We start from the raw sequence: 24,583 nt of genomic DNA, 5'->3' as shown, positions 1-24,583 counted from the left end.
CCTGCTTCGAAGGCGTTTTTCTTTGAGGTCTGTGTGCTTTCCACGTGTTCGGGGTCAGATCCCTTTTTCCGTGGAAAAGGGATCTGACCCGGGTCCCTGCCTTGCACCAGCGCGGTGCAGCCGCTATCATCATCGGCCTAAGCAGTACCCCTGAAGGCGGCGCTCCCCTGGGGAGACCTCACCCGGAAGGAGGGCTCGCAACATGCCTTCGCGGCGTGCTGCAACCGGAATCCAGTCACCGGAGTCTTTCCGGAAAAAGGGGCCCTGCGGGCCCTTTGTCGTTTCCGGGGCGTCATGTTCATGCCGGCCATGGCCGGCACCCAACCAAGAGATCAAGGCAGGCTGTGAGCGACAAGGCAACCGACATCGCGAATCTGCTCGCCCCGACCGTTGTGTCGCTGGGCCTGGAGCTGCTGGGCGTTGAGTATCTGCCGGCCCCCGGCGGTGCGACCCTGCGCCTTTACATCGACGTGCCGCTGGCTGAACAGCCCGAGCGCATCATCAATGTCGACGACTGCGAGCGGGTCAGCCGCGAAGTGTCGGCGCAGCTGGACGTCGAAGACCCGATCAGCGGCAACTACACGCTGGAAGTGTCCTCGCCGGGCGTCGATCGTCCGCTGTTCAACCTGGAGCAGTTCACTCGCCACCTGGGGGAGTCGGCCAAGGTCACCCTGAAGCTGCCGCAGGACAACCGACGTCGCCTGCAGGGCCGTATCGAAGCGACCGACGAGGCTGCGGGCACCATCACCTTCATCGTCGACAAGGCCGAAGTGGTCGTGTCGGCGGACAACATCGACAAGGCACGGATCCTGCCCGACTGGGTGGCGCTGGGGCTGGCCCCGAGCAAGCCGACCGGTCCGGCACCGAAGCGTCCGAAGCCGAACAAGAATTCTTCTTCCAACGAGCCGGCGGCAAAGAAGCCGCGCGCGGAGTGAGCCAATGAGCAAGGAACTGTTGCTGGTAGTCGACGCGGTCGCCAACGAGAAGGGCGTGCCGCGTGAAGTGATCTTCGATGCCATCGAGGCCGCCCTGGCCTCGGCAGCGAAGAAGCGCTATCCCGACGAGGAAGTGCTGACCCGCGTGGTCATCGACCACAAGGATGGCAGCTACGAAACCTTCCGTCGCTGGGAAGTGGTGGCTGATGACGTGGTCATGGAGTCGCCCGACCGCCAGATCCGCCTGATGGACGCCATCGATGAAGCCGAGGGCGTGGACGTCGGCGATTACATCGAAGAGCAGATCGAGAACCCGGACTTCGGCCGCATCGCCGCCCAGGCCGCCAAGCAGGTGATCGTGCAGCGCGTTCGCGAAGCCGAGCGCCAGCAGGTCGTGGATGCATGGAAGGACCGCGTCGGCGAGCTGATCACCGGTGTGGTCAAGCGTGCCGAGCGTGGCAACATCTACGTCGACCTCGGCGGCAACGCCGAAGGCTTCATCCCGAAGGACAAGGGCATTCCGCGCGACGTGCTGCGCGCCGGTGACCGCGTCCGCGGCTACCTGGCCGAAGTGCGCTCGGAGCCGCGTGGCCCGCAGCTGTTCATCAGCCGCGCCGCGCCGGAGTTCATGATCGAGCTGTTCAAGCTGGAAGTGCCGGAAGTCGGTCAGGGCCTGGTGGAAATCAAGGCCTGTGCCCGCGATCCGGGCGACCGCGCCAAGATCGCCGTGCTGGCCCACGACCAGCGCACCGATCCGATCGGTGCCTGCATCGGCATGCGCGGTTCGCGCGTGCAGGCGGTGTCCAACGAGCTCAATGGCGAGCGCGTGGATATCGTGCTGTGGAACGACAACCCGGCCAACTTCGTCATCAATGCGATGGCGCCGGCCGAGGTGCAGTCGATCATCGTCGATGAGGACAAGCACTCGATGGATCTGGCCGTTGCCGAGGACCGCCTGGCCCAGGCGATCGGCAAGGGTGGCCAGAACGTGCGCCTGGCCAGCCGCCTGACCGGCTGGCAGCTCAACGTGATGACCCAGGACCAGGTCACCGCCAAGTCGGAGGCCGAGCAGGCTTCGGCCCGCCAGCTGTTCATGGACAAGCTGGAAGTGGACGAGGAGATCGCCGGCATCCTGGTCAGCGAAGGCTTCGGCACCGTCGAGGAAATCGCTTATGTCCCGGTCGGCGAACTGCTGGCCGTGGAAGGTTTCGACGAGGATATCGTCGAAGAGCTGCGCGCTCGTGCCCGCGATGCGCTGCTCAATGAGGCCCTGGCAGTCGAGGAAGGCCTTGAAGACGGCCAGCCGGCGCAGGACCTGCTGTCCCTGAAGGGCATGGACGAAGCCACCGCGTATGCGCTGGCCGGCCACGGCGTGCGCACCAGCGAGGATCTCTCCGACCTGGCCGCCGACGAGGTCGTGGACTTCGGCATCGAAGGGCTGGACCAGGAGCGCGCCGCCGCGCTGATCCTGGCCGCGCGTGCCGAGGAGATCGCCCGACTGGAACGCGGCGAATGAGCCGGCAATGAACAGGGCCCTGAGCCGCTCAGGGCGTAGAATCCGCGCCACCTCCAGATGCGGGGGGGCGCCCACAAGATCATAGGATCCGAATGTCGCAGCAAACCACCATCCGCAAGCTTGCCGAACTGGTCAACACACCGGTCGAAAAACTGCTTGAACAGCTGGCCGGTGCCGGCATGAAGTTCAGCGGTCCCGACCAGGTCGTGACCAGCACCGAGAAGGTGAAGCTCCTGGGCTTCCTTCGTCGTTCGCACGGCAAGCCCGAGCAGGCGCCGGAAGAGACCGATCAGTCTGCAAAGAAGATCACCCTCAACCGCCGTAAACAGCAGGAAGTGACGGTCAATTCCGGTCGCAGCAAGACGACCGTGAATGTCGAGGTGCGCCAGAAGCGTACCTACGTCAAGTCCGATGGTGGTCGTGCGATGACTCCGGACGAAGAGCGCGCCGACATCCTGCGCAAGCTGGAAGAGTCGCGCGCCCGCAACCTCGCCGAACAGCAGGCATTGGCCGAGAAGGACCGTCTGCGCGACGAGGCCATCGTCCGTGCACGCGAGGAAGAGATTGCCGCCAAGGAGCGTGCCGAAGCCGAGAAGAAGGCTGCAGAGGAAGCAGCGGTTGCCGCCAAGGCCGCCGAGGCGCTGGCCGCCAGCCAGCCGAAGACGCGCGCTCCGATCGACGAAACCGCACCGCGTCCGCCGCGTACCCCGGCCGCAGCCCCGGCTGCCCCGCGTGGCGCTCCGCCACGCAGCGATGACCGCAACAACCGCAGCGCGCCGCGCAACGAGCGTGGCCCGGGCGATCGTTTCTCCGGCCAGATGCACCTGTCGGCCGCCGACCGTGCACGTCGTGGCAACAGCAACAGCACGACCCGTGGTCGTCCGGGCGGCCGGAACCAGGCCGGCGGCCGTCGCGACATGTCGCGCGGTGGCAGCAACGCCGGTCCGCATGCCTTCGAACGTCCGACCGCACCGGTCGTGCGTGAAGTGGCGATCGGCGACACGATCACCGTGGCCGACCTGGCGCAGAAGCTCGCGCTGAAGGGCGGCGAGGTGGTCAAGGCGCTGTTCAAGATGGGCGTGATGGCCACCATCACCCAGTCCATCGACCACGACACGGCGGCGCTGGTGACCGAGGAACTCGGCCACAAGGCGATCCGTGCCAACGACAACGACGCCGAAGACGCACTGCTGGCATCGACCGGTGAAAACCAGGGCGAAGCCGTGCAGCGCCCGCCGGTGGTCACCATCATGGGCCACGTCGACCACGGCAAGACCTCGCTGCTGGATTACATCCGCCGCACCAAGGTCGCCACCGGCGAAGCCGGCGGCATCACCCAGCACATCGGTGCGTACCACGTGGATACGCCGAAGGGCGTGATCAGCTTCCTGGATACCCCGGGCCACGCAGCCTTCACTTCGATGCGTGCCCGCGGTGCCAAGCTGACCGATATCGTGGTGCTGGTGGTCGCTGCAGATGACGGCGTGATGCCGCAGACCAAGGAAGCGATCCAGCATGCCCGTTCCGCCGGCGTGCCGCTGATCGTGGCAATCAACAAGATCGACAAGTCCGACGCCGATCCGATGCGGGTCAAGAACGAACTGCTGACCGAGCAGGTCGTGGCCGAAGACTTCGGTGGCGACACCCAGATGGTGGAGATCTCGGCCAAGACCGGCCTGGGCATCGACGACCTGCTGGACGCCATCTCGATCCAGGCCGAACTGCTGGAACTGAAGGCTGTCGATGAAGGCCGCGCGTCCGGCGTGGTGATTGAATCGTCGCTGGACAAGGGCCGCGGCCCGGTCGCCACCGTGCTCGTGCAGCAGGGCCGCCTGAAGAAGGGCGATTACCTGGTGTGCGGCATCCAGTACGGCCGCGTGCGAGCGCTGTTCGACGAAACCGGCAAGCAGCCGGAGTTCGCCGGCCCGTCCATCCCGGTGCAGGTCCTGGGCCTGTCCGGCGTGCCGGAAGCCGGTGACGACTTCGTGGTGGTCGAGGACGAGCGTCTGGCCAAGGACGTTGCCCAGCAGCGTGAGACCAAGCGCCGCGAGTCGCGCCTGGTCGCCACGGCGGGCAGCCGGATGGAAGACATCATGGCGACCCTGGGCAAGGGTGAGGGCCAGCAGGTCCTCAACCTGGTCATCAAGGCCGACGTGCAGGGTTCGGTGCAGGCGCTGAGCCAGGCCCTGGTCGCGCTGTCCAACGACGACATCCGCATCAACGTGATCCACTCCGGCGTGGGCGGCATCACCGAGTCGGACGCCAATTCGGCTGCCGCCTCCAAGGCCACCGTCATCGGCTTCAACGTGCGTGCGGATGCTTCGGCCCGTCGCATCATCGAATCCAACGGCGTGGACCTGCGTTACTTCTCGATCATCTATGACGTGATCGATCAGGTGAAGCAGGTGGCCTCCGGTCTGCTGGGCGTGGAGATCCGCGAAGAGATCATCGGTATCGCCGAGGTCCGCGATGTCTTCCGCAGCTCCAAGCTGGGCGCCGTCGCCGGCTGCATGGTCATCGAAGGCGTGGTCAAGCGCAGCAAGCCGATCCGCGTCCTGCGCGACAGCGTGGTGGTGTTCGAAGGCGAGCTGGAATCGCTGCGTCGCTTCAAGGAAAACGTCGAGGAAGTCCGCAACGGCACCGAATGCGGTATCGGCGTGAAGGCTTACAACGACGTCAAGCCGGGCGACCAGATCGAGTGCTTCGAGCGCATCGAAGTGCCGCGTACCCTGTAATGCTGCAACGGACCGGCCCTCGCGGGCGGGTCCACCCCAGGTGGCGCCCGACCCCGGTCGGGCCGTCTCTCCCGGTAGGGCCCGACCTTGGTCGGGTCACATTCAATTCAAGAGCCCGACCGCGTGCCCAAGACTTTCCATCGAACCGACCGTGTCTCCGCCCAGCTGCGCCGTGAACTCGGCACCCTGGTGCACAACGCCGTGCGCGAGCACGGGTTGCCCTCGGTGAGCGTATCCGACGTGGAAATCACCCGCGACATGGCCCATGCCAAGGTCTTCGTCACCGCGCTGATGCCGGAACGTTCGGCCGAAGCGGTGGCCGGCCTGAAGGAACTGGGCTATCGCCTGCGCATGGACCTGGCCCGGGCGATGAAGCTGCGCCACGTGCCGGAGCTGCATTTCCATTACGACGACTCGGTTGATCGGGGCGAGCACATCGACAACATCCTGCGCGATCTGCCCGACACCGTGGCTGCCGAGAAGCGCCGCGAGAGCGACGAAGAATAACCGCGCGACGCCGGGCATGCCCGGCGTCGCTGCATTCCGGCTGCGCGATGTCTGATGCAGGCCGCGCCGCGCGCTTGCCGGGCATGGTCCGGCGCTACACCCGTATCTGTCATGACCCGAATTCAGTTCCGCCGCCTGGACGGCATCCTGCTGCTCGACAAGTCGACCGGCATGAGCTCCAACGCTGCCCTGCAGGTGGCGCGCCGCCTGTTCCGTGCCGAGAAGGGCGGGCATACCGGCAGTCTCGACCCGCTGGCCACCGGCCTGCTGCCGTTATGCTTCGGCGAGGCGACCAAGATCGCCGGCCTGCTGCTGGGCTCGGCCAAGGCCTATGACGCCGAGATCGTGCTCGGCCAGACCACCGACACCGATGACGCCGAAGGCGAGGTGCTGCTGCAGCGCCCGGTGCCGCAGATCACTGCTGACGTCCTGCAGGCCGCGCTGGCACCGCTGACCGGCAGCATCCGCCAGCGGGCCCCGATCTATTCAGCGCTGAAGCAGGGAGGCGAGCCGCTGTACGTGAAGGCCCGCCGCGGCGACGCCATCGAGGCGCCGGAGCGGCAGGTCCAGGTGCATGCCATCGAGGTCCTGGAACAGCAGCCCGAGCGGCTGCGCCTGCGCGTCACCTGTGGCTCGGGTACCTACATCCGCAGCCTGGCGCGTGATCTCGGCGAGGCGCTAGGCTGTGGTGCGCACATCAGCGCCCTGCGCCGGCTGTGGGTGGAGCCGTTCCGCGAGCCGGCGATGGTCACCCTGGACCAGCTGCGGGCCATGGTCGAAACGGGCGACCTGGCGGCCATGGATGCGCTGCTGCTGCCGCTGGCCGACGGTCTGGCCGGGTATCCGCGGGTCGAGCTGGACGCCGCCCAGACGCAACGGTTCTGCATGGGGCAGCGGTTGCGCGATGCCGGCTGGCCGCGCGGTCTGGTGGCGGTGTTCGGTCCGGACGCCGCTGTCCAGGGCCTCGGTCAGGTCGATGACAGTGGCCTGCTGGCCCCGCAGCGCCGCTTCAACCTCTGAGCAGGGCGGGGCGGTTCAGCCCCGGTCCTTGTCCCCGGAGCCCCTGGCCGTTACAATTTCGCGGCCATTTTCTGGCAGCCTGCCCCGCGCAGGTTTCATCCCCGTAGTCCACGGCGAGCCTGGCGGTGCGCGAAGCGCGTTCCTGCCGGCCACGCATCACTGAGAAAAAGACATGTCGATCGACACCCAGAAGGTCATTGAAGACAACAAGCGCAGCGCCGCCGACACCGGCTCCCCGGAAGTCCAGGTGGCCCTGCTGACCGCCCGCATCGAACTGCTGACCGGCCACTTCAAGACCCACAAGAAGGATCACCACAGCCGCCGCGGCCTGCTGCAGATGGTCAACCGCCGTCGCAGCCTGCTCGACTACCTGAAGAAGAAGGACGTCGAGCGTTACAAGGCCCTGATCGAGAAGCTTGGCCTGCGTCGCTAAGCAACGAATCCCCCGCGGCGCAGCGATGCGCCGCGGTTTTGTTTTGTAGTACCGCAATCCCCGATTCAGGCCGGAACGATCCGGTCACCCGCTGGCGGCAAGGGTCGCCGACGGTCCAAATTCGCAGACAGCATCCCCAAGGACACCCTCCGTGGCAAAAATCACCAAAACCTTCCAGTACGGCAAGCACACCGTCACGCTTGAGACCGGCGAAGTCGCCCGTCAGGCCAGCGGCGCCGTCATCGTCAAGATGGACGACACCGTACTGCTGGTCACCGCCGTCGCCGCCAAGAGCGCGCGCGAAGGCCAGGACTTCTTCCCGCTGACCGTCGACTATCAGGAGAAGTTCTACGCCGGCGGCCGTATTCCGGGTGGTTTCTTCAAGCGCGAAGGCCGTGCGACCGAGAAGGAAACCCTGATCTCGCGTCTGATCGACCGTCCGATCCGTCCGCTGTTCCCGGAAGATTACAAGAACGAAGTGCAGATCATCGCCACGGTGATGTCGCTGAACCCGGACGTGGACGGTGACATTCCGGCCCTGATCGGTGCTTCGGCGGCCCTGGCTCTGGCCGGCACCCCGTTCATGGGTCCGATCGGCGCTGCCAAGGTCGGTTACAAGAACGGCGAGTACATCCTGAACCCGACCGTCAGTGAACTGGCTGACTCGCAGCTGGAACTGGTCGTTGCCGGTACCTCCAACGCCGTGCTGATGGTCGAATCCGAAGCCGCGCTGCTGTCGGAAGAAGTGATGCTGGGCGCCGTGACCTTCGGTCACCGCGAAATGCAGAAGGTCATCAACGCGATCAACGAGCTGACCGTCGAAGCCGGCACCAAGCCGTCGACCTGGGAAGCCCCGGCCAAGAACGAAGCGCTGATCGCCGCCCTGAAGGAAGCCATCGGCCCGCGCCTGGGCGAAGCCTTCCAGGTGCGTGACAAGCTGCAGCGTCGCGATGCCATCTCGGCGATCAAGAAGGACGTGGTCGAAGCCCTGGCCGGCCGCGTGGCTGCCGAAGGCTGGAACCCGGCCGAGCTGTCGAAGGAATTCGGCGAACTGGAATACCGCACCATGCGCGACTCGGTGCTGGACACCAAGGTCCGCATCGACGGCCGTGCGCTGGATACCGTCCGCCCGATCTCCGTGAAGACCGGTGTGCTGCCGCGTACCCACGGCTCCTCGCTGTTCACCCGCGGCGAAACCCAGGCCATCGTGACCATCACCCTGGGCACCGCCCGCGACGGTCAGGTCATCGATGCCGTTGCCGGTGAGTACAAGGAAAACTTCCTGTTCCACTACAACTTCCCTCCGTTCTCGGTGGGTGAGTGCGGCCGCATGATGGGTCCGAAGCGCCGCGAGATCGGCCACGGTCGCCTGGCCAAGCGCGGCGTGCTGGCTGTCATGCCGTCGCTGGAAGCCTTCCCGTACACCATCCGCGTCGTCTCGGAAATCACCGAGTCGAACGGTTCCTCGTCGATGGCCTCGGTCTGCGGTTCGTCGCTGGCCCTGATGGACGCCGGCGTGCCGGTGAAGGCCCCGGTGGCGGGTATCGCCATGGGTCTGGTCAAGGAAGGCGACCGCTTCGTCGTCCTGTCCGACATCCTGGGTGACGAAGATCACCTGGGCGACATGGACTTCAAGGTGGCCGGTACCGCTGAGGGCATCTCCGCCCTGCAGATGGACATCAAGATCGAAGGCATCACCGAAGAGATCATGAAGCAGGCGCTGCAGCAGGCCAAGGCTGGCCGTCTGCACATCCTGGGCGAAATGGCCCACGGCCTGACCGCTCCGCGTTCGGAACTGTCCGACTACGCGCCGCGCCTGCTGACCATCAAGATCCACCCGGACAAGATCCGCGAAGTGATCGGCAAGGGTGGCTCGACCATCCAGGCCATCACCAAGGAAACCGGCACCCAGATCGACATCCAGGATGACGGCACCATCGTCATTGCCTCGGTCAACGCGATCGCTGCCCAGGCCGCCAAGGCCCGCATCGAGCAGATCACCTCGGACGTCGAGCCGGGCCGCATCTACGAAGGCAAGGTCGCCAAGATCATGGACTTCGGCGCGTTCGTCACCATCCTGCCGGGCAAGGACGGCCTGGTCCACGTCTCGCAGATCTCCAGCGAGCGCGTCGAGAAGGTCGGCGACAAGCTGAAGGAAGGCGATGTGGTCAAGGTCAAGGTGCTGGAAGTCGACAAGCAGGGCCGTATCCGCCTGTCGATGAAGGCCGTGGAAGAAGGCGAGGGCGCCAGCGCCGAATGATCGACCCACGGTCGATCACGGCAGGTGTCAACCCCGGTTGAGCACCGCCGCTGACATCGCTGGAATGAGAAAGCGGGCTTCGGCCCGCTTTTTCTTTGTCCGGCATCCTGAGCGGGCTTGCCGCTATGCTGTTGTCATGGACCTCCTGCGCCTGCTCGACCTGGACATCGACCGCCCGGCGCAGCGCGTGAGCCGGGCCGGTGAGGCCCTGCCCATCAGTGGCCTGAGCTGGACCCTGTTCGACGTGCTGCTTGCACACGGCACCCGTGTGGTGGATTTCGACACGTTGGCGGCCCAGGTCTGGGCACCTGCGGTGGTTGGTGAGGATGCGGTCAGTCAGCGGGTGAAACTGCTGCGGCAGGCACTCGGCGATGACAGCCGTCGGCCGCGCTACATCCGTTCGGTGCGCGGGCGCGGCTATCAGCTGTGCGCCGCACCGATACCGATGGCACCGCCGCCAGTGATCCGATCGTCACGAGGGCGCTGGTGGTGGGCTGCAGCGCTGGTGGCGGTGGGCGGGTTGGCGGTGGCGGTGCTGGCGTGGCCGGACCAGGCTCCGCCCGCCGCAGCCACGTCCCTGCTGCAGCGCGCGGACTATTACGCCGGTATCGGCCAGGCGAGCAACAACGAACGCGCGATCGCCCTCTACCGCCAGGCACTCCAGGTCGATCCAGAATCCAGCGCGGCCCGGCGTGGGCTGGCACGTGCATTGTCGGCGCAGGGATGCCTGTTCAACGGTTCTCCGCAGCAGATGCGCGAAGCGCTGGCGCTGGCCGACTCCGAACGTGCACGAGCGCCGCATGACGGTGCCACGTACGCCCTGCGCGGGTATGCGCATGATTGCCTTGGGCGGATGGACGATGCGGTAGCCGACTACGCGCGCGCGATCCAGCTCGATCCTGCGGACGAGCGCACCCGCGCATCGCTGGCCTACCTGCAGCAGGAGCAGGGCCACCTGTCGCTGGCGCTGCGCGCCAACCTCGCGCTCAAGGCACCCGAACGCATCCGCTTCCGTGATGTGCAGGTGGCGCGCGAAATGGAACTGCTCGGTTTCACCCAGGCGGCAGCGCAGCGCCATGCGCGCAACTTCCAGCTTTACCCGGACAACGTGTTCGCCAACATCGCGTGGCCGCGCAGCCTGTACGTTGCCGGGGCCGCCGGGCGCGCCCGGGAGGAGCTGGCCATCGCATTGACGCGTGGCACACCACACCCCCAGCTGCTGCGCCTACAGGGAGAACTGGCATTGCTGGCCGGTGACACCGCGGCGGCGGCCGAGGCGTTCGCGACGGCGCACCGGCTGCGGCCGCAGCAATCGTTGGGAGAGACGCTGGCGGGCCTGTACGGATCGACGGCCATCGATCCGGCATGGGCACGTGCGCGATTGCAGCGCCTGCCGGCGGGGAGTGGTGATGGTTGGGCCGATGCTGCGCTCGAGCGGGCTCTGCTGTTGCAGTCGGTGGGTGATGCGAAGGCCGCCGTGGCCGCGCTGCACCAAGCGGTGGACGATGGCTTCCGCGATGCGGCATGGCTGCGTGCCACGCCGCTGTATGCTCCGCTGCGCAGCGCGCCGGAGTGGGAGCCGCTGCTGGCGCGTATCGATGCGGATGTCGCCAGGCAGCGCGCGCAGGTCCTCGCCGCCGCATGGCGACCCTCCGATCTGTCCGGTCTCAGCGCAGTGCGGGAAGCAGGAACTCAGTGAGAATCCGCCGCGACTGCGGATGGGCGAAGCTGCGGTTGTAGGCTTGGCTGGTGACTACGGCCACGGCATTCCTGTCAGGAATCAGGAAGACATAATTGCCACCGTTGCCGGACATCGCCCACACGGTCCGCTGCCTGCCCTGCACCGTCAGCTGCAGGCCCCACCATTGGTAGCCGTACTCGCTGCCATCGCCAGTGCGGGCCTGTGGCTGGATCATTGCAGCGATGAAATCACGGGGAACCAGTTGCCGGCCATTGCCGCGCCCCTGATCCAGCACCAGCTGCCCCAGCCGCGCCAGGTCGCGGCTGCGGTAGCGCGTGCCGCCGCCTCCCATTCCGATGCCCTCCGGTGAACGGTTCCAGTGGCTCTCGGTGATGCCCAGCGGACGCTCCAGTGCCCGGGCGGCATAGTCCGACAGTGGCATGCCGGTGGCCCTCTCGAGCACGGCGCCGAGCACGAACGAGTCGGCCGTACAGTACGCGAAGGAACGGCCATGAGGGCTGTCCTCCGGTCGCTGCATCCAGGGCGCGAAGCCCTTCACCGGCAGGGACAGGGCGAAGTCCAGCCAACGCTCGCTCACGTACATGCGCTCTTCGTGGCCGCTCGAGAACGGGTTCTCGTCGTCGCATTCCCACAGGCTGCTCATGGTCAGCAGATCCTGCAGGGTGATGGCGCGCAGGCGCGGGTCGACGACGTGGCGCGCGGTGAATCCGGGGAAGTAGTCGTAGACCCGGGCCTGCACGCCCGGCAGCGCCCCCTCGCCGATGGCGGCGCCGATCAGCAGTGCTGTCACGCTTTTGCTGGCCGAGCGCACATCGTGCAGGGTGCCCGCGTCCGCGCCGTTGAAGTAGCCCTCGTAGACGACGTTGCCGTCGACCTGCAGCAGCACGCTGCGGATCTGCTTGAGGTCATCGCGGGCGATGGCCTGCTCCAGGGCGGGCAGGCGGACGGAGGCAGGCGTTGCGGCGCCGGTGGTGTGGGGTATGAATGCCAGCAGCAGAAGGAGGAAGGGCATCAACGGACGCATGGTCGGGCTCCATCGGAAAGGAGACTGGATTTGAGCCCGGTCCTTCGCTGAAGTGCTGGAAGCGTGTCTGAAGAATTCTGAAGGGCCAGTACCGGCGACGGCAGCGCGCTGTCCTGCCGTGGGGCGTCAGGGACATGCCGATGTCATCCTGCGGGCGTCCGTGCCTGTCCAGTGGACGACATTCGATGAAGCCGCGCCGGGGCGTGATCGGTTTGCTACCGTGGCTGCGCCTTCGAACCGGGAGATCCCATGTTCCGCCAGACCCTGGCCGTCCTTGCCGTACTCGTCACCGCTGCCGTGCCCGGCGCAGTGCACGCTGCGCCGGCGCAGTCGCCGATCTTCGGCGCCTACTACCCCGGTGGCTCGGCCGGGCGCTATCCGGTTTCGAGCATTCCAGCCGAGCGCCTGACGCATCTGTTCTACGCGTTCTCCACCATCGAAGACGGCCGATGCGTGATCGGTGCGGACGCATCGAAGAACGTTGCCGAGCTGGCTGACCTGAAAAAAGCGCATCCGCATCTGCGCACGCTGATCTCGATCGGCGGCTGGGGCGCCGGTGGGTTCTCCGATGCCGCGCTGACCGAAGCCAGCCGCAGGCGCCTGGTCGACTCCTGCATGACACTGTTCTTCGAACGGCACGCAGGCAGCTTCGACGGCGTGGACATCGACTGGGAGTTCCCGGTCAGTGGCGGCCCGAGGGAACTGGCGCATCGTCCGCAGGACCGGGCCAACATGACGCGCCTGGCGCAGGCGTTCCGTACCGCGCTCGATACGTACGGGCGCAGGGCAGGGCAGCCGATGCTGCTGACCGCCGCGCTGGCCGCTGGCCGGCTGCAGACCGATGGCCCCTATGATCCCGCCGCCAGCTACGACCTGCCGGCGCTGGCCCGGATACTCGATTTCATCAACCTGATGAGCTACGACATGGGTACCGGTTTTTCGGCCGTGTCGACCTTCAACGCGCCATTGCATGAAGTGCCGGCCGACCCGCTGGCGCCGGAACTGCGGCGCTGGAACAACGTGGCCGGTGCGGTGCAGTACTACCGCGAACATGGCGTGCCGGCGGACAAACTGGTGCTGGGCGTGCCGTTCTACGGGCGCGGCTTCAAGGTGACCGGGGAGACTGCCGACGGCCTGTACCAGGCTTACAGTGCGCCGGCCGATGCCGGCGACTGGCGGGTGATCAAGGCGCGTTACCTCGATCAGCCGGGCTGGACCAGGCACTGGCACCCGCAGGCGCAGAGCCCGTGGTTGTACAACCCGCGGGAGAACGTCTTCATCAGCTATGAAGACCCGCGTTCGATCGGCCTGCGGGCGCAGTTCGCCCGCGAACAGGGGCTGGCCGGTGTCTTCATGTGGGAGCTGACCGGCGACGATGAACAGGCCAGCCTGCTCAACGCGATGCTGGCGCCCTGGCACAAGGCCCGCGTGGGCGATTGAAGGCGCCGCGCTCCGCCGGCATGGCCCGGCGGGGCGGTCAGTCGGCCCAGACGCTGTTGGGGTCGCCGTTGCGCGCCCGGCGTTGGCTGGCCAGCGCCAAGCGCGCAAAGCCGAAGGCCATCGCCAGGGCGACAGCGTCGATCCAGAACAGCGGCCAGTGCCCGGCAGCGGCGGCACGCCACAGCCAGTCACCGTTCAATGCACCATGCAGGACCGGCACCAGCGCGGTCGCGGCCGCAGCGGCCCACAGCAGTTCCCGGGCAGCCTGTGCGGGCCTGCGCAGGAATGCCCACAGCGCGCACGCGGCCCAGCTGCTGAAACAGGCCCAACGGATGCCCGGGTCGACCGCCGCGGGTGCTGCGTGTTCGAGCACCAGCGCTACCACGAACGCCAACGAGATCGCCACGCACAGGCCGATGCAGACACCGACGGTGGCACGCGCCATGTTGACGGCCGCACGCGACTGCTCGGGCTGGCGTCGCTTGCGTCGCGATTCGATCCACAGCAGGTTGCCGGAATAGAACAGGAAGGCGCCGCCGAGCCCCATCAGGAAGTACAACCAGACCACCACGCCGTTGCCGAACTCACCGAAATGAAGCGCATAGGCGGCGCTCAGCGTAGCGTGATTGGCATCGCGCTGGCCCGGCAGCTGCGTGGCCAGCACGTCGCCGGTGGCCACGTCCAGGGCGACCGCGCCCAGCGGGCCCAGCGTGCCGGTGGATTCGCCGGTGATCTCGATGGTGGCCTTGGCGTCGCCACCATTGGCCAGTTTCAGATAGGCCGGTTCGAAGTTGGCCACGCCCTGGGCGCGGGCCACTTCCAGGGCGCGCGCATGCAGGACCTGCAGGCTGCCCGGCGGTGCCGGAACGCCGCTGGCCTCGCGCACCGGAGCGGTATCCATCGCGGTCGGCACGGCCTGCAGCAGTTTGCCATCGAAGATCAGCGGATTGAGCAGTGCCATCTGTACGAACGCCAGGCAGAGCAGGGCGCCGGTAACGGCGAACATCAGATGGAAGGGCAGACTGAGCACGCCGATCACGTTGTGCGCATCCTGCCACTGCTGCTTGAGGTTGCGGCCCGGGCGCAACGCGAACAGGTCACCCAGCAGTTTCGGCAGGTGGATCACCAGGCCGCTGAGCAGGGCCATGCCGTACAGCAGGCTGACGATGCCCATTACATACACGCCGGCCACCGGCAGGCCCAGGCTGTAATGCAGCTCGTTGACCAGTTCGGCCAGACCGGTCTGCGGCGGCGTCGGGCTGCCGGCGGTGTGTCCCGGCCATGCGTAGCGCCAGCTGCCGTCATCGGTCTGCCAGTAGGCCAGCGGCTGCGGATGGTCGGTGCCGGGGAAGGTCATGCCGACATGGCGGCGTGCCTCCGCGTGGGCTGCCAGCACGTCCTCGAGCAGGTGCTGTGCGTCATCCAGGTCCGCGGGCAATGCCGTCGCCGCGCCCGGCGTCTGCCACAACGGCAGGTCATGGTGGAAGAGGGTCAGGGCGCCTGCATAGAAGGCCACAAACAGGCCAAAGCCGGCGACCAGGCCGACCCAGGTGTGCAGGGTGGTGAACGTGCGCAGCGTCTGCGAGGAGAACTTCATGGGGACGGTCTCATTGCACCGCACCGGCCAGGCGCAGCAGGCCGAGCACGGCGAAGCCGGCGCCAGCACTGCCGGCCAGGGCCAGCCAGGCGTGCGCGGCGCGGCGGAAGCTGAACGCCCAGAGGGCGGCCAGCATCCACAGCGGGATGAAGGCGATCAGGGCCGGTACCAGTGCGTGCTGCCATGGGCCAGGCGGCAGCCAGGCCACCAGTCCGGTGGCGGCCGCGGCCAGCAGGAAGCCGGCGAAGATGCCGGCGAGGGCGCGGGCCCACATCAGCGCGGCTCCGCGCCGGGGCGGTGCCAGGCGGCGATGGCCGGCAGCAGCATCGCCGCCAGCATCCAGGTGCACAGCATCGCCACCAGCCCGGCGGCGAAGCCCAGTTCGGCCATCCACAGCCACAGTGCGGCCGCAGCGGCAACCAGGCCGATCTGTCGGCCAAGCCGGCCAGCCCGGCGCAGGCGCGGCCAGCGGCAATGCGGCGAGGCGGCATAGAAGGCCGTCGCCGAGAACATCGCGGACAGCACGCCCAGGCTGCAGAAGCCGAGCGTGGAAAGGCCGACAGTGATCATTGCCGGCAGCCTGCGCGGCGCGAGGGCGGCGAACGCGGGACACGGGCGGGGCCGGCGTAGGCCGGTCGGAGCGGGTGGCGCATCACGAGGTCCTGGGGGAAAGCGGGCAGGCTGGCACGGGGCGGGCTGCCTGGATATGGTAATCATTGCGATTTCAGGCTGCCAGCGACGGCCATTCAGGGGCGCGACGGGGAGTGCTTGGGCTTTCCCGCGCACTGGTCTAAAATCGCAGTCATTATCCTGACTGGAACAAGGTGGCCCGCGCCCAGCGCCGGCCGAGCGTGCGACATGAGCACTACCACCGCCCACGGTTGACCTGCCCCCGAAGGCCCTGCGTTCCAGGCGCCCTCGCGGCGCTTTTTTATTGCCCGGGCGCCTGCCCGGAGCCGCTTTCCAGCCCGCAGCGCGGGCCCCCGCACGAAGCCACTGCGATGATCAACATTACCCTTCCCGACGGCAGCCGCCGCGAGTTCGAAAACCCCGTCAGCGTCATGGACGTCGCCCAGTCGATCGGTGCCGGCCTGGCCAAGGCGACCATCGCCGGCTCGGTCGATGGCGTGCTGGTCGATGCCAGCGACGTCATCGATCACGATGCCAGCCTGCGCATCATCACCGCCAAGGACGAGGAGGGCGTGGAGATCATCCGCCACTCCTGCGCCCACCTGGTCGGCCATGCCGTCAAGCAGCTGTACCCGGACGTGAAGATGGTCATCGGCCCGGTCATCGCCGAGGGCTTCTACTACGACATCTACTCCGAGCGCCCGTTCACCCCGGACGACATGGCCGCGATCGAGAAGCGCATGGGTGAACTGATCGCCCAGGACTACGACGTCATCAAGAAGATGACGCCGCGCGCGGAAGTGATCGAGATCTTCAAGGCGCGTGGCGAGGACTACAAGCTGCGCCTGATCGAGGACATGTCCGACGACATCCAGGCCATGGGCATGTACTACCACCAGGAGTATGTGGACATGTGCCGTGGCCCGCACGTGCCGAACACGCGCTTCCTGAAGGCCTTCAAGCTGACCCGCATTTCCGGTGCGTACTGGCGTGGTGACGCGCAGAACGAGCAGCTGCAGCGCATCTACGGCACCGCCTGGGCCGACAAGAAGCAGCTCGATGCCTACATCAAGCGCATCGAGGAAGCCGAAATGCGCGACCACCGCCGCATCGGCAAGCAGCAGGACCTGTTCCACCTGCAGGAAGAGGCGCCGGGCCTGGTGTTCTGGCACCCCAAGGGCTGGGCGCTGTGGCAGGTGGTCGAGCAGTACATGCGCAAGGTCTATCGCAACAGCGGTTATGGCGAAGTGCGCTGCCCCCAGATCCTGGACGTGAGCCTGTGGAAGAAGTCCGGTCACTGGGACAACTACCAGGACAACATGTTCTTCACCGAGTCGGAGAAGCGCACCTACGCGGTCAAGCCGATGAACTGCCCGGGCCACGTCCAGGTGTTCAACCAGGGCCTGCACAGCTACCGCGACCTGCCGATCCGCTACGGTGAGTTCGGTTCCTGCCACCGCAACGAACCCTCCGGCGCACTGCACGGCATCCTTCGCGTGCGCGGCTTCACCCAGGACGACGGCCATGTGTTTTGCACCGAGGCGCAGATCGAATCCGAAGTGACCGCCTTCCACCAGCAGGCGCTGGCGGTCTACCGGCACTTCGGCTTCGAGGAGATCCAGATCAAGATCGCGCTGCGGCCGGAATCGCGTCTGGGCGATGACGCCACCTGGGACAAGGCCGAGGGCGCACTGCGCTCGGCGCTGGCCAGCTGCGGCGTGGAGTGGCAGGAGCTGCCAGGCGAGGGCGCCTTCTACGGCCCGAAGATCGAGTACCACCTGAAGGACGCCATCGGCCGTACCTGGCAGCTGGGCACGATGCAGGTCGACTTCATGATGCCCGGCCGCCTGGGCGCCGAGTACGTGGACGAGAACAGCCAGAAGAAGCATCCGGTCATGCTGCACCGGGCGATCGTCGGCTCCATGGAGCGTTTCATCGGCATCCTGATCGAGCACCATGCCGGCCAGTTCCCGGCCTGGCTGGCGCCGACCCAGGTGGTGGTGGCCAACATTACCGACGCCCAGGCCGACTACGTCTCGGGCGTGACCAAAACCCTTGCGGAGCAAGGCTTCCGCGTCAGCTCGGATTTGCGTAACGAGAAGATCGGCTATAAAATCCGCGAGCATACGTTGCAGCGCGTGCCCTACCTGCTGGTCATTGGTGACCGCGAGAAGGAAAATGGGGCTGTGGCGGTGCGTACGCGTTCTGGCGAAGACCTGGGCAGCATGAGCCTGCAGGCCTTCATCGAGCGGCTCCAGGCCGAGGGCGCGTAAGCAAAGGTCCGGTCCGGGGGCACAGGCACCCGGACCGGTTCGATACCCTTGGGAGAACGTAATATCAGCACCCCTGACAACAAACAGAACCGCAAGAATCAGGAAATCCGTGTGCCGCGCGTCCGCGTGATCGGCAGTGACGGAGAAATGATCGGCGTGTTGTCGCGCGACGAAGCGCTGTCCATGGCCGAAGATGAAGGCCTGGACCTGGTCGAAATCCAGCCGCAGGCCGATCCGCCGGTCTGCAAGATCATGGACTTCGGCAAGTTCAAGTTCGAAGCGCAGAAGAAGGCCAGCGAGGCCAAGAAGAAGACCAAGCAGGTCGAGATCAAGGAAGTGAAGTTCCGTCCGGTCACGGACGAGGGCGACTACCAGATCAAGCTGCGCAAGATGCGCGGGTTCCTTGAAGAAGGCGACAAGATCAAGGTCAACATCCGTTTCCGTGGCCGTGAAATGAGCCACCAGGAACTGGGTCGCGAAATGGCCAACCGGATCGAGACCGATCTGGGCGAGGACATCGTCATTGAATCCCGTCCGCGCCTGGAAGGGCGTCAGATGGTCATGATGATCGCGCCGAAGAAGAAGACCTGAGGCCTGACGGGCCGCCTTCTGGGGCGCCTGGCTGAATGGTTCAGGGTAAGGGGACGCCACTGGCGTCCCTTTGCTTTTGCAGGATGCCGGTGAAATGCCGGCGCAAGGGGTGCTGGGGCTGGTGGCAGGGCGGTTTTGCCTGTATCATGCCCGGCTCGACCCACCCAGGACGGGTCGTACGCCGATCATGGCAGGACGGAAAGAGCGGCCCAGGCCGCCGCCAGATCAGTCAGAAACCAGGGTCAAATCCCATCAAGGACATTGCAATGCCCAAGATCAAGACCAACCGGGCAGCGGCCAAGCGTTTCCGCAAGACCGCCTCGGGCAAGTACAAGTGCGGCCACGCCAACCGTAGCCACATCCTCACGAAGAAAGCGACCAAGCGTAAGCGTAATCTGCGTCAGACGGGCCATGTCCGTGCAGAAGACGCAGGCCGTCTGGACCGCATGCTCCCTTACCTCTGAGGAACTGAAAAATGGCACGAGTTAAGCGTGGCGTACAGGCGCGTCGCCGCCACAAGAAGATTCTGGATCTCGCCAAGGGCTATTACAACGCCCGCCGCAAGGTCTTCCGCGTCGCCAAGCAGGCGGTCATCAAGGCACAGCAGTACGCCTACATCGGCCGTAAGCAGAAGAAGCGCAACTTCCGTTCGCTGTGGATCACCCGCATCAATGCGGCTGCCCGCATCAATGGTCTGAGCTACAGCCGCTTCATGAACGGCCTGCTGAAGGCCGGCATCACCCTGGACCGTAAGGTCCTGGCTGACATCGCCGTGCACGACGCAGCCGGCTTTGCCGCGCTGGCCGAAAAGGCCAAGGGCGCGCTGGCGGCATAAGTCCTTCCCGATGCCGTTGCCGTTCATCCGGAACGGTGTCAGGTCAAGGCAATGCATGGGGAAGGGCGCAAGTCCTTCCCCATTCTTTTTTGGGTCCCGGCGTGGCCACGGCGACGCGGGGACGGCGGTGGCGACAGGGGTCGGCCCTTCGCCTGCCGCGATGGCAGATCGACTGGAGTTCCGGCCCCCCATGAGCGACATCCAATCCCTCACCACCCAGGCGCTGGCCGAGGTGGCTGCTGCACAGAGCCCCGACGTGCTGGAGCAACTGCGCGTGGCCCTGCTCGGCAAGAGCGGCAGCATCACTGCGCAGCTCAAGCAGCTCGGCGCCCTGCCGGCCGACGAGCGCAAGGCCGCCGGTGAAGCGATCAACCAGGCCCGCGACGCACTGACCCGCGCGCTGGGCGAGCGCAAGGCGCTGCTGGAGGATGCGGCACTGGATGCGCGCCTGGCCGCCGAAGCCATCGACATCACCCTGCCGGGCCGCAATGGCGAACGCGCCGGCCTGCACCCGATCACCCGTACCCTGGAGCGCATCACCGGCATCTTCGGCCGACTGGGCTACGAGTTGTCGGAAGGGCCGGAGATCGAGGATGACTGGCACAACTTCGAGGCGCTGAATTTCCCGCCGCACCACCCGGCGCGCGCCATGCATGACACCTTCTACTTCGGTGACGGCCGCCTGCTGCGCACTCATACCTCCGGTGTGCAGGTGCGCTACATGGGCGACCATGCGCCGCCGCTGCGCATGATCGCCGCCGGCAAGGTGTACCGCAGCGACAGCGACCAGACCCACTCGCCGATGTTCCATCAGGTCGAAGGCCTGCTGGTGGACGAGCACTCGACCTTCGCCGACCTGAAGGGCACGCTTGCCGAATTCGTCCGTGCCTTCTTCGAGCGCGACTTCGAGATGCGCTTCCGTCCCAGCTACTTCCCGTTCGTCGAGCCCGGTGCGGAAGTGGACATCGCCTGGCAGCAGCCCGATGGCAGCACCCGCTGGCTGGAAGTGCTTGGCTGCGGCATGGTCCATCCGAACGTGCTGCGCAGCGTGGGCATCGATCCTGAGCGCTACACCGGTTTCGCCTTCGGCATGGGCGTGGAGCGTTTCGCGATGCTGCGCTACGGCGTCAACGATCTGCGCGCGTTCTTCGAGAACGATGTGCGCTTCCTGAAGCAGTTCGCGTAACGCATTCGGCAACGCCGGGCCCAGCCTGGCGGACTCAAACATTCGACGGCCCAGGCGCCTGCGCCGGGTCCACCAGGGTGACAACATGAAATTCTCCGAAAACTGGCTGCGCAGCCACGTCCCCACCCGCGCGTCGCGCGATGAGCTGAGTGCGGTGCTGACCGCGATCGGCCTGGAAGTGGAAGACGTGACCGCGTTGGGCGAGGGCCTGCAGCACGTGGTGGTGGCGCGCATCGTCGAGGCCGTGCGCCATCCCGAAGCGGACCGCCTGCAGGTCTGCCGGGTCGATGCCGGGCAGGGCGAGCTGCTGCAGATCGTCTGCGGCGCACCGAACGCGCGGCCGGGCCTGGTCGCGCCGCTGGCGATGGTCGGTGCGCAGATCGGCGAACTGAAGATCAAGCCGGCCAAGCTGCGGGGTGTCGAGTCCAACGGCATGCTGTGCTCGGCGAAGGAGCTGGGCCTGGACAACGATGCTTCCGGCCTGCTGGAGCTGCCCGCGGATGCCCCGGCCGGCCAGACCCTGGTCGACTACCTGGGCCTGCCCGATGCCAGCATCGAGATCAAGCTGACCCCGAACCGTGCCGACTGTTTCAGCGTGCGCGGCATCGCCTACGACGTGGCGGCCGCCACCCGCAGCCAGGTGCTGGACTTCGCTGCAGCACCGGTCGCCGCCGTCGGCAGCCGCGAGCTGTCGATCCGGCTCGACGCCGGCGCCGAGGCGCCGCGTTACCTGGGGCGCGTCATCGAGGGCCTGAACCCTGCGGCGAAGACCCCGCTGTGGATGGCCGAGCGCCTGCGCCGCAGTGGCGTGCGTCCGGTGTCGCTGCTGGTCGACATCACCCAGTACGTGATGCTGGAACTGGGTCAGCCGATGCATGCCTATGACCTGGGCACCCTGCAGGGCAGCATCGCCGTGCGGCGCGCACGTGCAGGCGAGAACCTGAAGCTGCTCGATGGCCGCGATGCCGTGCTGGACGACAGTTTCCTGGTCGTGACCGATGCTGATCGCGCGGTGGGCCTGGCGGGTCTGATGGGGGGCTTCGATTCCCGTGTGACCGACGCGACCACCAGCGTGTTCCTGGAGGCTGCGCACTTCGCGCCGGCAGCGATCATGGGTCGTGGCCGCAAGCTGGGCCTGCACACCGATGCCGGCCACCGCTTCGAGCGCGGCGTCGATCCGGCGCTGCCGCGCACCGCCATCGAGTACGCCACCCGCCTGGTGCTGGACCTGGCCGGCGGCACCCCGGCACCGGTCACCGAGGCCGTGCGCGAGGCTGACCTGCCCCAGCCGGCCACCATCGCGCTGCGCCGCGCGCGCATTACCCGCGTGCTCGGCATCACCATCGAGGATGCCGAAGTGGAGCGCATCCTGCGCGCGCTGGGCATGGAGGTGGTCGCCACGGCCGACGGCTGGCAGGTCACCGCACCGAGCCGCCGTTTCGATATCGCCATCGAAGAGGACCTGATCGAAGAGCTGGCCCGCATCCATGGCTACGAGCAGATTCCCACCACCCTGCCGGGCGGTGCCGCGCGCGTGGCGATGCCGAGCGAGACCCAGCTCGACACCCTCAGCGTGCGTCGCCAGCTGATCGCGCGCGACCTGCAGGAAACCCTCAATTTCGCCTTCGTCGACGATGCGCTGCTGACCCAGTGGCAGCTGCGCGACGATCTGGTGCCGCTGGCCAATCCACTGTCGGCCGAACTGGCGGTGATGCGCCCGTCGCTGCTGCCGGGCCTGGTGGCCACGCTGGGCCGCAACGCCGCGCGCCAGTTGGGCCGGGTGCGCCTGTTCGAGATCGGCCGCGTGTTCGCCCGCCAGGCGGGGGAGGGCCAGCCGGCGCCGCTGGAAACTCCGCGTGTTGCTGCCGCGGTGTGCGGCGATGCGCAGGCGGTGCAGTGGGGTCTGCCTTCCCGCAAGGTCGATTTCCATGACCTGAAGGGTGATCTGGAGTCCCTGGCTGCTGCCAGTGGTGCCTCGCTGGAGTTCCGCCCGTCCAGCCGTGCGCATGGCCACCCGGCGCGCTCGGCCGAGGTGTTCCGCGACGGGGTTGCGATCGGCTGGATCGGCCAGATCCACCCGCGCCTGGCCAAGGCGATGGACATCGAGGCCGACGTCTACGCCTTCGAGCTGGACCTGGAGCCGCTGTCGGCGCGCCGCCTGCCGCGTGCCGGCGAGCTGTCGCGCTTCCCGGCGGTGCGCCGCGACCTGGCGTTCCTGGTGCCGGAGCAGGTGGCCTGGAGCGATCTGGCCGCCACGGTCCGGAAGGCCGCCGGCCCGCTCCTGCGCGAGCTGAACCTGTTCGACCGCTATGTGGGCCAAGGGGTCGAGCCGGGATTCAAGAGTCTCGCTATGGGCTTGATTTTGCAGGACAAGTCGCGCACTCTGACGGACCGCGACGTGGATGCGGTGGTGGCCGAGGCGGTCACCGCCATCGAGCGTGAACACCACGCCCGGATCCGCGGCTGAGCGGGCAGCACTCGGGGGTAGCAGGCAATGGCATTGACCAAGGCGGAGATGGCGGAAAAGCTGTTCGACGAAGTCGGTCTGAACAAGCGTGAAGCCAAGGAATTCGTCGACGCGTTTTTCGATGTGCTGCGTGAAGCATTGGAACAGGGACGTCAGGTGAAGCTGTCGGGCTTCGGCAATTTCGACCTGCGGCGCAAGAACCAGCGCCCGGGCCGCAATCCGAAGACCGGCGAGGAAATTCCGATTTCCGCCCGTACGGTGGTCACCTTCCGTCCGGGCCAGAAGCTCAAGGAAAGGGTGGAAGCTTATGCTGGATCCGGGCAGTAACCGCGAACTACCGCCGATCCCGGCCAAGCGGTACTTCACCATCGGTGAAGTGAGCGAGCTGTGCGACGTCAAGCCGCACGTGCTGCGCTACTGGGAAACAGAGTTTCCCAGCCTTGAGCCGGCCAAGCGCCGCGGCAACCGCCGCTACTACCAGCGCCATGACGTGCTGATGGTGCGGCAGATCCGCAGCCTGCTGTACGAACAGGGCTACACGATCGGCGGTGCCCGCCTGCGTCTGGAGGGCCCCGATGCCCGCGAGGAATCGGCGCTGAGCAACCAGATCATCAAGCAGGTGCGGATGGAGCTGGAAGAAGTGCTGCAATTGCTTCGCCGGTGACCCAAATCCCGCGTGATCCGCTATACTTCACGCCCCGCCGCACTGGCGGGAACATCGCAGCATCAGTCGGGGCGTAGCGCAGCCTGGTAGCGCATCTGCCTGGGGGGCAGAGGGTCGTCGGTTCGAATCCGGCCGTCCCGACCACTGTGATGGAACAGAAGGCCCGCGCAGCGATGCGTGGGCTTTTTTGTGGGTGAACCGATGGGCGATGCGGCCGCGTACGCCGGCCCATGCGTGACCGACATCCCGTATCATCGCTGCACATCCGATCGCATCGGTTTCTCCTTCCGTCTCTCTTCCGCGTCCGCTGGCGCAGCGTGTGGCTGCGGTCACGGGCGTGCAGCGGGTCCGTGGAGGTGGATGCGCGGACCACGACGACCACAGGGGGTTGCGTTGATCAGCAGTACCGTCATTCATCGCTCGGCTGAGGCAGGTGCCGCCGAGGTGCAGGTCCTGGACACCACGTTCAAGGGCAAGCACGTCTTTGTCAGCTGGGGCCTGCGTGGGCCCGAGTTGACCCGCAGTGCCGACCCGGCCGCAACGGTGGCTGCGCGCCGCGCATTGCAGGCCGTTTCCCGGCACAACGAGGGGCCGCGCAGCCCCGAAGTGTTCATCGCCAACCAGTCGGCGGTGGCGATCACGGTCTATCGGTTGTTGACCGAGGCCCGGTCCGGGGATGCGATCTTCTTCCTGTGCGACTCGCAGGCGGTGGTGAATTGGCTGGTCACGGCGCTGGAAGTGCAGGGGGCAGAGTGATCGCGTCCACGC

General features: G+C 66.6%; 22 protein-coding genes and 1 tRNA gene. 19 read left to right on the top strand and 4 right to left on the bottom strand.

Going from position 1 to position 24,583, the window contains the following annotated elements:
- Nucleotides 1-344: 344 nt before the first annotated feature.
- The 8 genes from rimP to AC5P5M_RS01980 all read left to right on the top strand — a co-directional run bounded on the left by rimP (nucleotide 345) and on the right by AC5P5M_RS01980 (nucleotide 11,105).
- A complete protein-coding gene (gene rimP / locus AC5P5M_RS02015; RefSeq protein WP_053518672.1) occupies nucleotides 345-935 on the top strand; it encodes a ribosome maturation factor RimP in 591 nt (196 codons plus the stop codon).
- Nucleotides 936-939: 4 nt separating this feature from the next.
- Entirely contained in the window at nucleotides 940-2,451 is a 1,512-nt protein-coding gene (gene nusA, locus AC5P5M_RS02010; protein WP_053518673.1) for a transcription termination factor NusA, read from the top strand.
- Between the two features lie 92 nt (nucleotides 2,452-2,543).
- Entirely contained in the window at nucleotides 2,544-5,186 is a 2,643-nt protein-coding gene (gene infB / locus AC5P5M_RS02005; protein ID WP_053518674.1) for a translation initiation factor IF-2, read from the top strand.
- 123 nt (nucleotides 5,187-5,309) lie between these two features.
- Nucleotides 5,310-5,693 carry a 30S ribosome-binding factor RbfA gene (gene rbfA, locus AC5P5M_RS02000; protein WP_053518676.1) on the top strand — a complete coding sequence of 128 codons (384 nt, stop codon included), beginning with the start codon at nucleotides 5,310-5,312 and terminating at the stop codon, nucleotides 5,691-5,693.
- A 111-nt stretch (nucleotides 5,694-5,804) separates the two neighbouring features.
- Nucleotides 5,805-6,713, top strand: a complete 909-nt coding sequence (gene truB / locus AC5P5M_RS01995; protein WP_283219665.1) for a tRNA pseudouridine(55) synthase TruB — start codon at nucleotides 5,805-5,807, stop codon at nucleotides 6,711-6,713.
- 172 nt (nucleotides 6,714-6,885) lie between these two features.
- Nucleotides 6,886-7,146: a 30S ribosomal protein S15 gene (gene rpsO, locus AC5P5M_RS01990; RefSeq protein ID WP_005417886.1), complete on the top strand. Its 261-nt coding sequence runs from the start codon at nucleotides 6,886-6,888 to the stop codon at nucleotides 7,144-7,146.
- Between the two features lie 151 nt (nucleotides 7,147-7,297).
- Nucleotides 7,298-9,406: a polyribonucleotide nucleotidyltransferase gene (gene pnp / locus AC5P5M_RS01985; protein WP_053518678.1), complete on the top strand. Its 2,109-nt coding sequence runs from the start codon at nucleotides 7,298-7,300 to the stop codon at nucleotides 9,404-9,406.
- Nucleotides 9,407-9,542: 136 nt separating this feature from the next.
- Nucleotides 9,543-11,105 (top strand): winged helix-turn-helix domain-containing protein, encoded by a 1,563-nt coding sequence (locus AC5P5M_RS01980; RefSeq protein ID WP_197571685.1) that lies wholly within the window; start codon nucleotides 9,543-9,545, stop codon nucleotides 11,103-11,105.
- Here the strand turns inward: AC5P5M_RS01980 and AC5P5M_RS01975 are convergent.
- The gene (locus tag AC5P5M_RS01975; RefSeq protein ID WP_197571686.1) at nucleotides 11,074-12,132 is read right to left on the bottom strand and encodes a serine hydrolase domain-containing protein; all 1,059 of its coding nucleotides are present in this window, start codon (nucleotides 12,130-12,132) and stop codon (nucleotides 11,074-11,076) included. The two genes, AC5P5M_RS01980 and AC5P5M_RS01975, sit on opposite strands and share 32 nt — an antisense overlap.
- Before the next feature lie 249 nt (nucleotides 12,133-12,381).
- On the opposite strand from AC5P5M_RS01975, the gene AC5P5M_RS01970 reads away from it, so the two are divergent.
- Complete coding sequence (locus AC5P5M_RS01970; RefSeq protein ID WP_180876056.1) at nucleotides 12,382-13,572, top strand: glycoside hydrolase family 18 protein; 1,191 nt, start codon at nucleotides 12,382-12,384, stop codon at nucleotides 13,570-13,572.
- Nucleotides 13,573-13,609: 37 nt separating this feature from the next.
- Here AC5P5M_RS01970 and AC5P5M_RS01965 read toward each other — a convergent pair whose 3' ends face one another.
- The 3 genes from AC5P5M_RS01965 to AC5P5M_RS01955 are packed head-to-tail and all read right to left on the bottom strand — an operon-like array spanning nucleotide 13,610 to nucleotide 15,739.
- On the bottom strand, nucleotides 13,610-15,169 hold the full coding sequence (locus AC5P5M_RS01965) for a PepSY-associated TM helix domain-containing protein (protein ID WP_322522955.1): 1,560 nt from the start codon (nucleotides 15,167-15,169) through the stop codon (nucleotides 13,610-13,612).
- A gap of 10 nt (nucleotides 15,170-15,179) precedes the next feature.
- A complete protein-coding gene (locus tag AC5P5M_RS01960) occupies nucleotides 15,180-15,443 on the bottom strand; it encodes a hypothetical protein (protein WP_053518684.1) in 264 nt (87 codons plus the stop codon).
- Nucleotides 15,443-15,739 (bottom strand): hypothetical protein, encoded by a 297-nt coding sequence (locus AC5P5M_RS01955; protein ID WP_053518685.1) that lies wholly within the window; start codon nucleotides 15,737-15,739, stop codon nucleotides 15,443-15,445. Before AC5P5M_RS01955 ends, AC5P5M_RS01960 begins: the two co-directional genes overlap by 1 nt.
- 431 nt (nucleotides 15,740-16,170) lie before the next feature.
- Here AC5P5M_RS01955 and thrS point away from each other — a divergent pair, with 431 nt between their 5' ends.
- From thrS to AC5P5M_RS01905, 10 genes are all read left to right on the top strand, one after another.
- Nucleotides 16,171-18,072, top strand: a complete 1,902-nt coding sequence (gene thrS, locus AC5P5M_RS01950) for a threonine--tRNA ligase (RefSeq protein WP_065175534.1) — start codon at nucleotides 16,171-16,173, stop codon at nucleotides 18,070-18,072.
- Nucleotides 18,073-18,120: 48 nt separating this feature from the next.
- Nucleotides 18,121-18,663, top strand: a complete 543-nt coding sequence (gene infC, locus AC5P5M_RS01945) for a translation initiation factor IF-3 (RefSeq protein WP_079222586.1) — start codon at nucleotides 18,121-18,123, stop codon at nucleotides 18,661-18,663.
- Nucleotides 18,664-18,929: 266 nt separating this feature from the next.
- Nucleotides 18,930-19,127, top strand: coding sequence for a 50S ribosomal protein L35 (gene rpmI / locus AC5P5M_RS01940; protein WP_005410436.1), 198 nt, complete (start codon nucleotides 18,930-18,932; stop codon nucleotides 19,125-19,127).
- Nucleotides 19,128-19,138: 11 nt separating this feature from the next.
- Nucleotides 19,139-19,498 (top strand): 50S ribosomal protein L20, encoded by a 360-nt coding sequence (rplT, locus tag AC5P5M_RS01935; protein ID WP_005410435.1) that lies wholly within the window; start codon nucleotides 19,139-19,141, stop codon nucleotides 19,496-19,498.
- Between the two features lie 190 nt (nucleotides 19,499-19,688).
- Nucleotides 19,689-20,684 carry a phenylalanine--tRNA ligase subunit alpha gene (locus AC5P5M_RS01930; RefSeq protein WP_065181862.1) on the top strand — a complete coding sequence of 332 codons (996 nt, stop codon included), beginning with the start codon at nucleotides 19,689-19,691 and terminating at the stop codon, nucleotides 20,682-20,684.
- An 85-nt stretch (nucleotides 20,685-20,769) separates the two neighbouring features.
- Entirely contained in the window at nucleotides 20,770-23,151 is a 2,382-nt protein-coding gene (gene pheT, locus AC5P5M_RS01925) for a phenylalanine--tRNA ligase subunit beta (protein WP_495205515.1), read from the top strand.
- Between the two features lie 27 nt (nucleotides 23,152-23,178).
- Nucleotides 23,179-23,478: an integration host factor subunit alpha gene (locus AC5P5M_RS01920; RefSeq protein WP_005410432.1), complete on the top strand. Its 300-nt coding sequence runs from the start codon at nucleotides 23,179-23,181 to the stop codon at nucleotides 23,476-23,478.
- On the top strand, nucleotides 23,459-23,815 hold the full coding sequence (locus tag AC5P5M_RS01915) for a MerR family transcriptional regulator (protein ID WP_053518690.1): 357 nt from the start codon (nucleotides 23,459-23,461) through the stop codon (nucleotides 23,813-23,815). Before AC5P5M_RS01920 ends, AC5P5M_RS01915 begins: the two co-directional genes overlap by 20 nt.
- Before the next feature lie 67 nt (nucleotides 23,816-23,882).
- A tRNA-Pro gene (locus AC5P5M_RS01910) sits at nucleotides 23,883-23,959 on the top strand.
- Nucleotides 23,960-24,175: 216 nt separating this feature from the next.
- Nucleotides 24,176-24,571 carry a hypothetical protein gene (locus AC5P5M_RS01905; protein ID WP_053518691.1) on the top strand — a complete coding sequence of 132 codons (396 nt, stop codon included), beginning with the start codon at nucleotides 24,176-24,178 and terminating at the stop codon, nucleotides 24,569-24,571.
- The last annotated feature ends 12 nt before the right edge of the window (nucleotides 24,572-24,583 follow it).

Source organism: Stenotrophomonas sp. YJH_SMC_106-19 (assembly GCF_059368375.1).
Note: the sequence above shows the minus strand (reverse complement) of the source record. Positions and strands in the feature narration are given on the sequence as shown.

Bases quoted from the DNA above. Each gene is read 5' to 3' on its own strand.
- infB (WP_053518674.1), top strand. From the start codon at position 2,544: ATGTCGCAGCAAACCACCATCCGCAAGCTTGCCGAACTGGTCAACACA.
- rpsO (WP_005417886.1), top strand. From the start codon at position 6,886: ATGTCGATCGACACCCAGAAGGTCATTGAAGACAACAAGCGCAGCGCC.
- AC5P5M_RS01955 (WP_053518685.1), bottom strand. From the start codon at position 15,739: ATGATCACTGTCGGCCTTTCCACGCTCGGCTTCTGCAGCCTGGGCGTG.
- AC5P5M_RS01965 (WP_322522955.1), bottom strand. From the start codon at position 15,169: ATGAAGTTCTCCTCGCAGACGCTGCGCACGTTCACCACCCTGCACACC.
- AC5P5M_RS01960 (WP_053518684.1), bottom strand. From the start codon at position 15,443: ATGTGGGCCCGCGCCCTCGCCGGCATCTTCGCCGGCTTCCTGCTGGCC.
- pheT (WP_495205515.1), top strand. From the start codon at position 20,770: ATGAAATTCTCCGAAAACTGGCTGCGCAGCCACGTCCCCACCCGCGCG.
- AC5P5M_RS01980 (WP_197571685.1), top strand. From the start codon at position 9,543: ATGGACCTCCTGCGCCTGCTCGACCTGGACATCGACCGCCCGGCGCAG.
- AC5P5M_RS01970 (WP_180876056.1), top strand. From the start codon at position 12,382: ATGTTCCGCCAGACCCTGGCCGTCCTTGCCGTACTCGTCACCGCTGCC.
- AC5P5M_RS01930 (WP_065181862.1), top strand. From the start codon at position 19,689: ATGAGCGACATCCAATCCCTCACCACCCAGGCGCTGGCCGAGGTGGCT.
- rplT (WP_005410435.1), top strand. From the start codon at position 19,139: ATGGCACGAGTTAAGCGTGGCGTACAGGCGCGTCGCCGCCACAAGAAG.
- nusA (WP_053518673.1), top strand. From the start codon at position 940: ATGAGCAAGGAACTGTTGCTGGTAGTCGACGCGGTCGCCAACGAGAAG.
- truB (WP_283219665.1), top strand. From the start codon at position 5,805: ATGACCCGAATTCAGTTCCGCCGCCTGGACGGCATCCTGCTGCTCGAC.
- AC5P5M_RS01905 (WP_053518691.1), top strand. From the start codon at position 24,176: ATGCGCGGACCACGACGACCACAGGGGGTTGCGTTGATCAGCAGTACC.
- rpmI (WP_005410436.1), top strand. From the start codon at position 18,930: ATGCCCAAGATCAAGACCAACCGGGCAGCGGCCAAGCGTTTCCGCAAG.
- AC5P5M_RS01975 (WP_197571686.1), bottom strand. From the start codon at position 12,132: ATGCGTCCGTTGATGCCCTTCCTCCTTCTGCTGCTGGCATTCATACCC.
- thrS (WP_065175534.1), top strand. From the start codon at position 16,171: ATGATCAACATTACCCTTCCCGACGGCAGCCGCCGCGAGTTCGAAAAC.
- AC5P5M_RS01915 (WP_053518690.1), top strand. From the start codon at position 23,459: ATGCTGGATCCGGGCAGTAACCGCGAACTACCGCCGATCCCGGCCAAG.
- AC5P5M_RS01920 (WP_005410432.1), top strand. From the start codon at position 23,179: ATGGCATTGACCAAGGCGGAGATGGCGGAAAAGCTGTTCGACGAAGTC.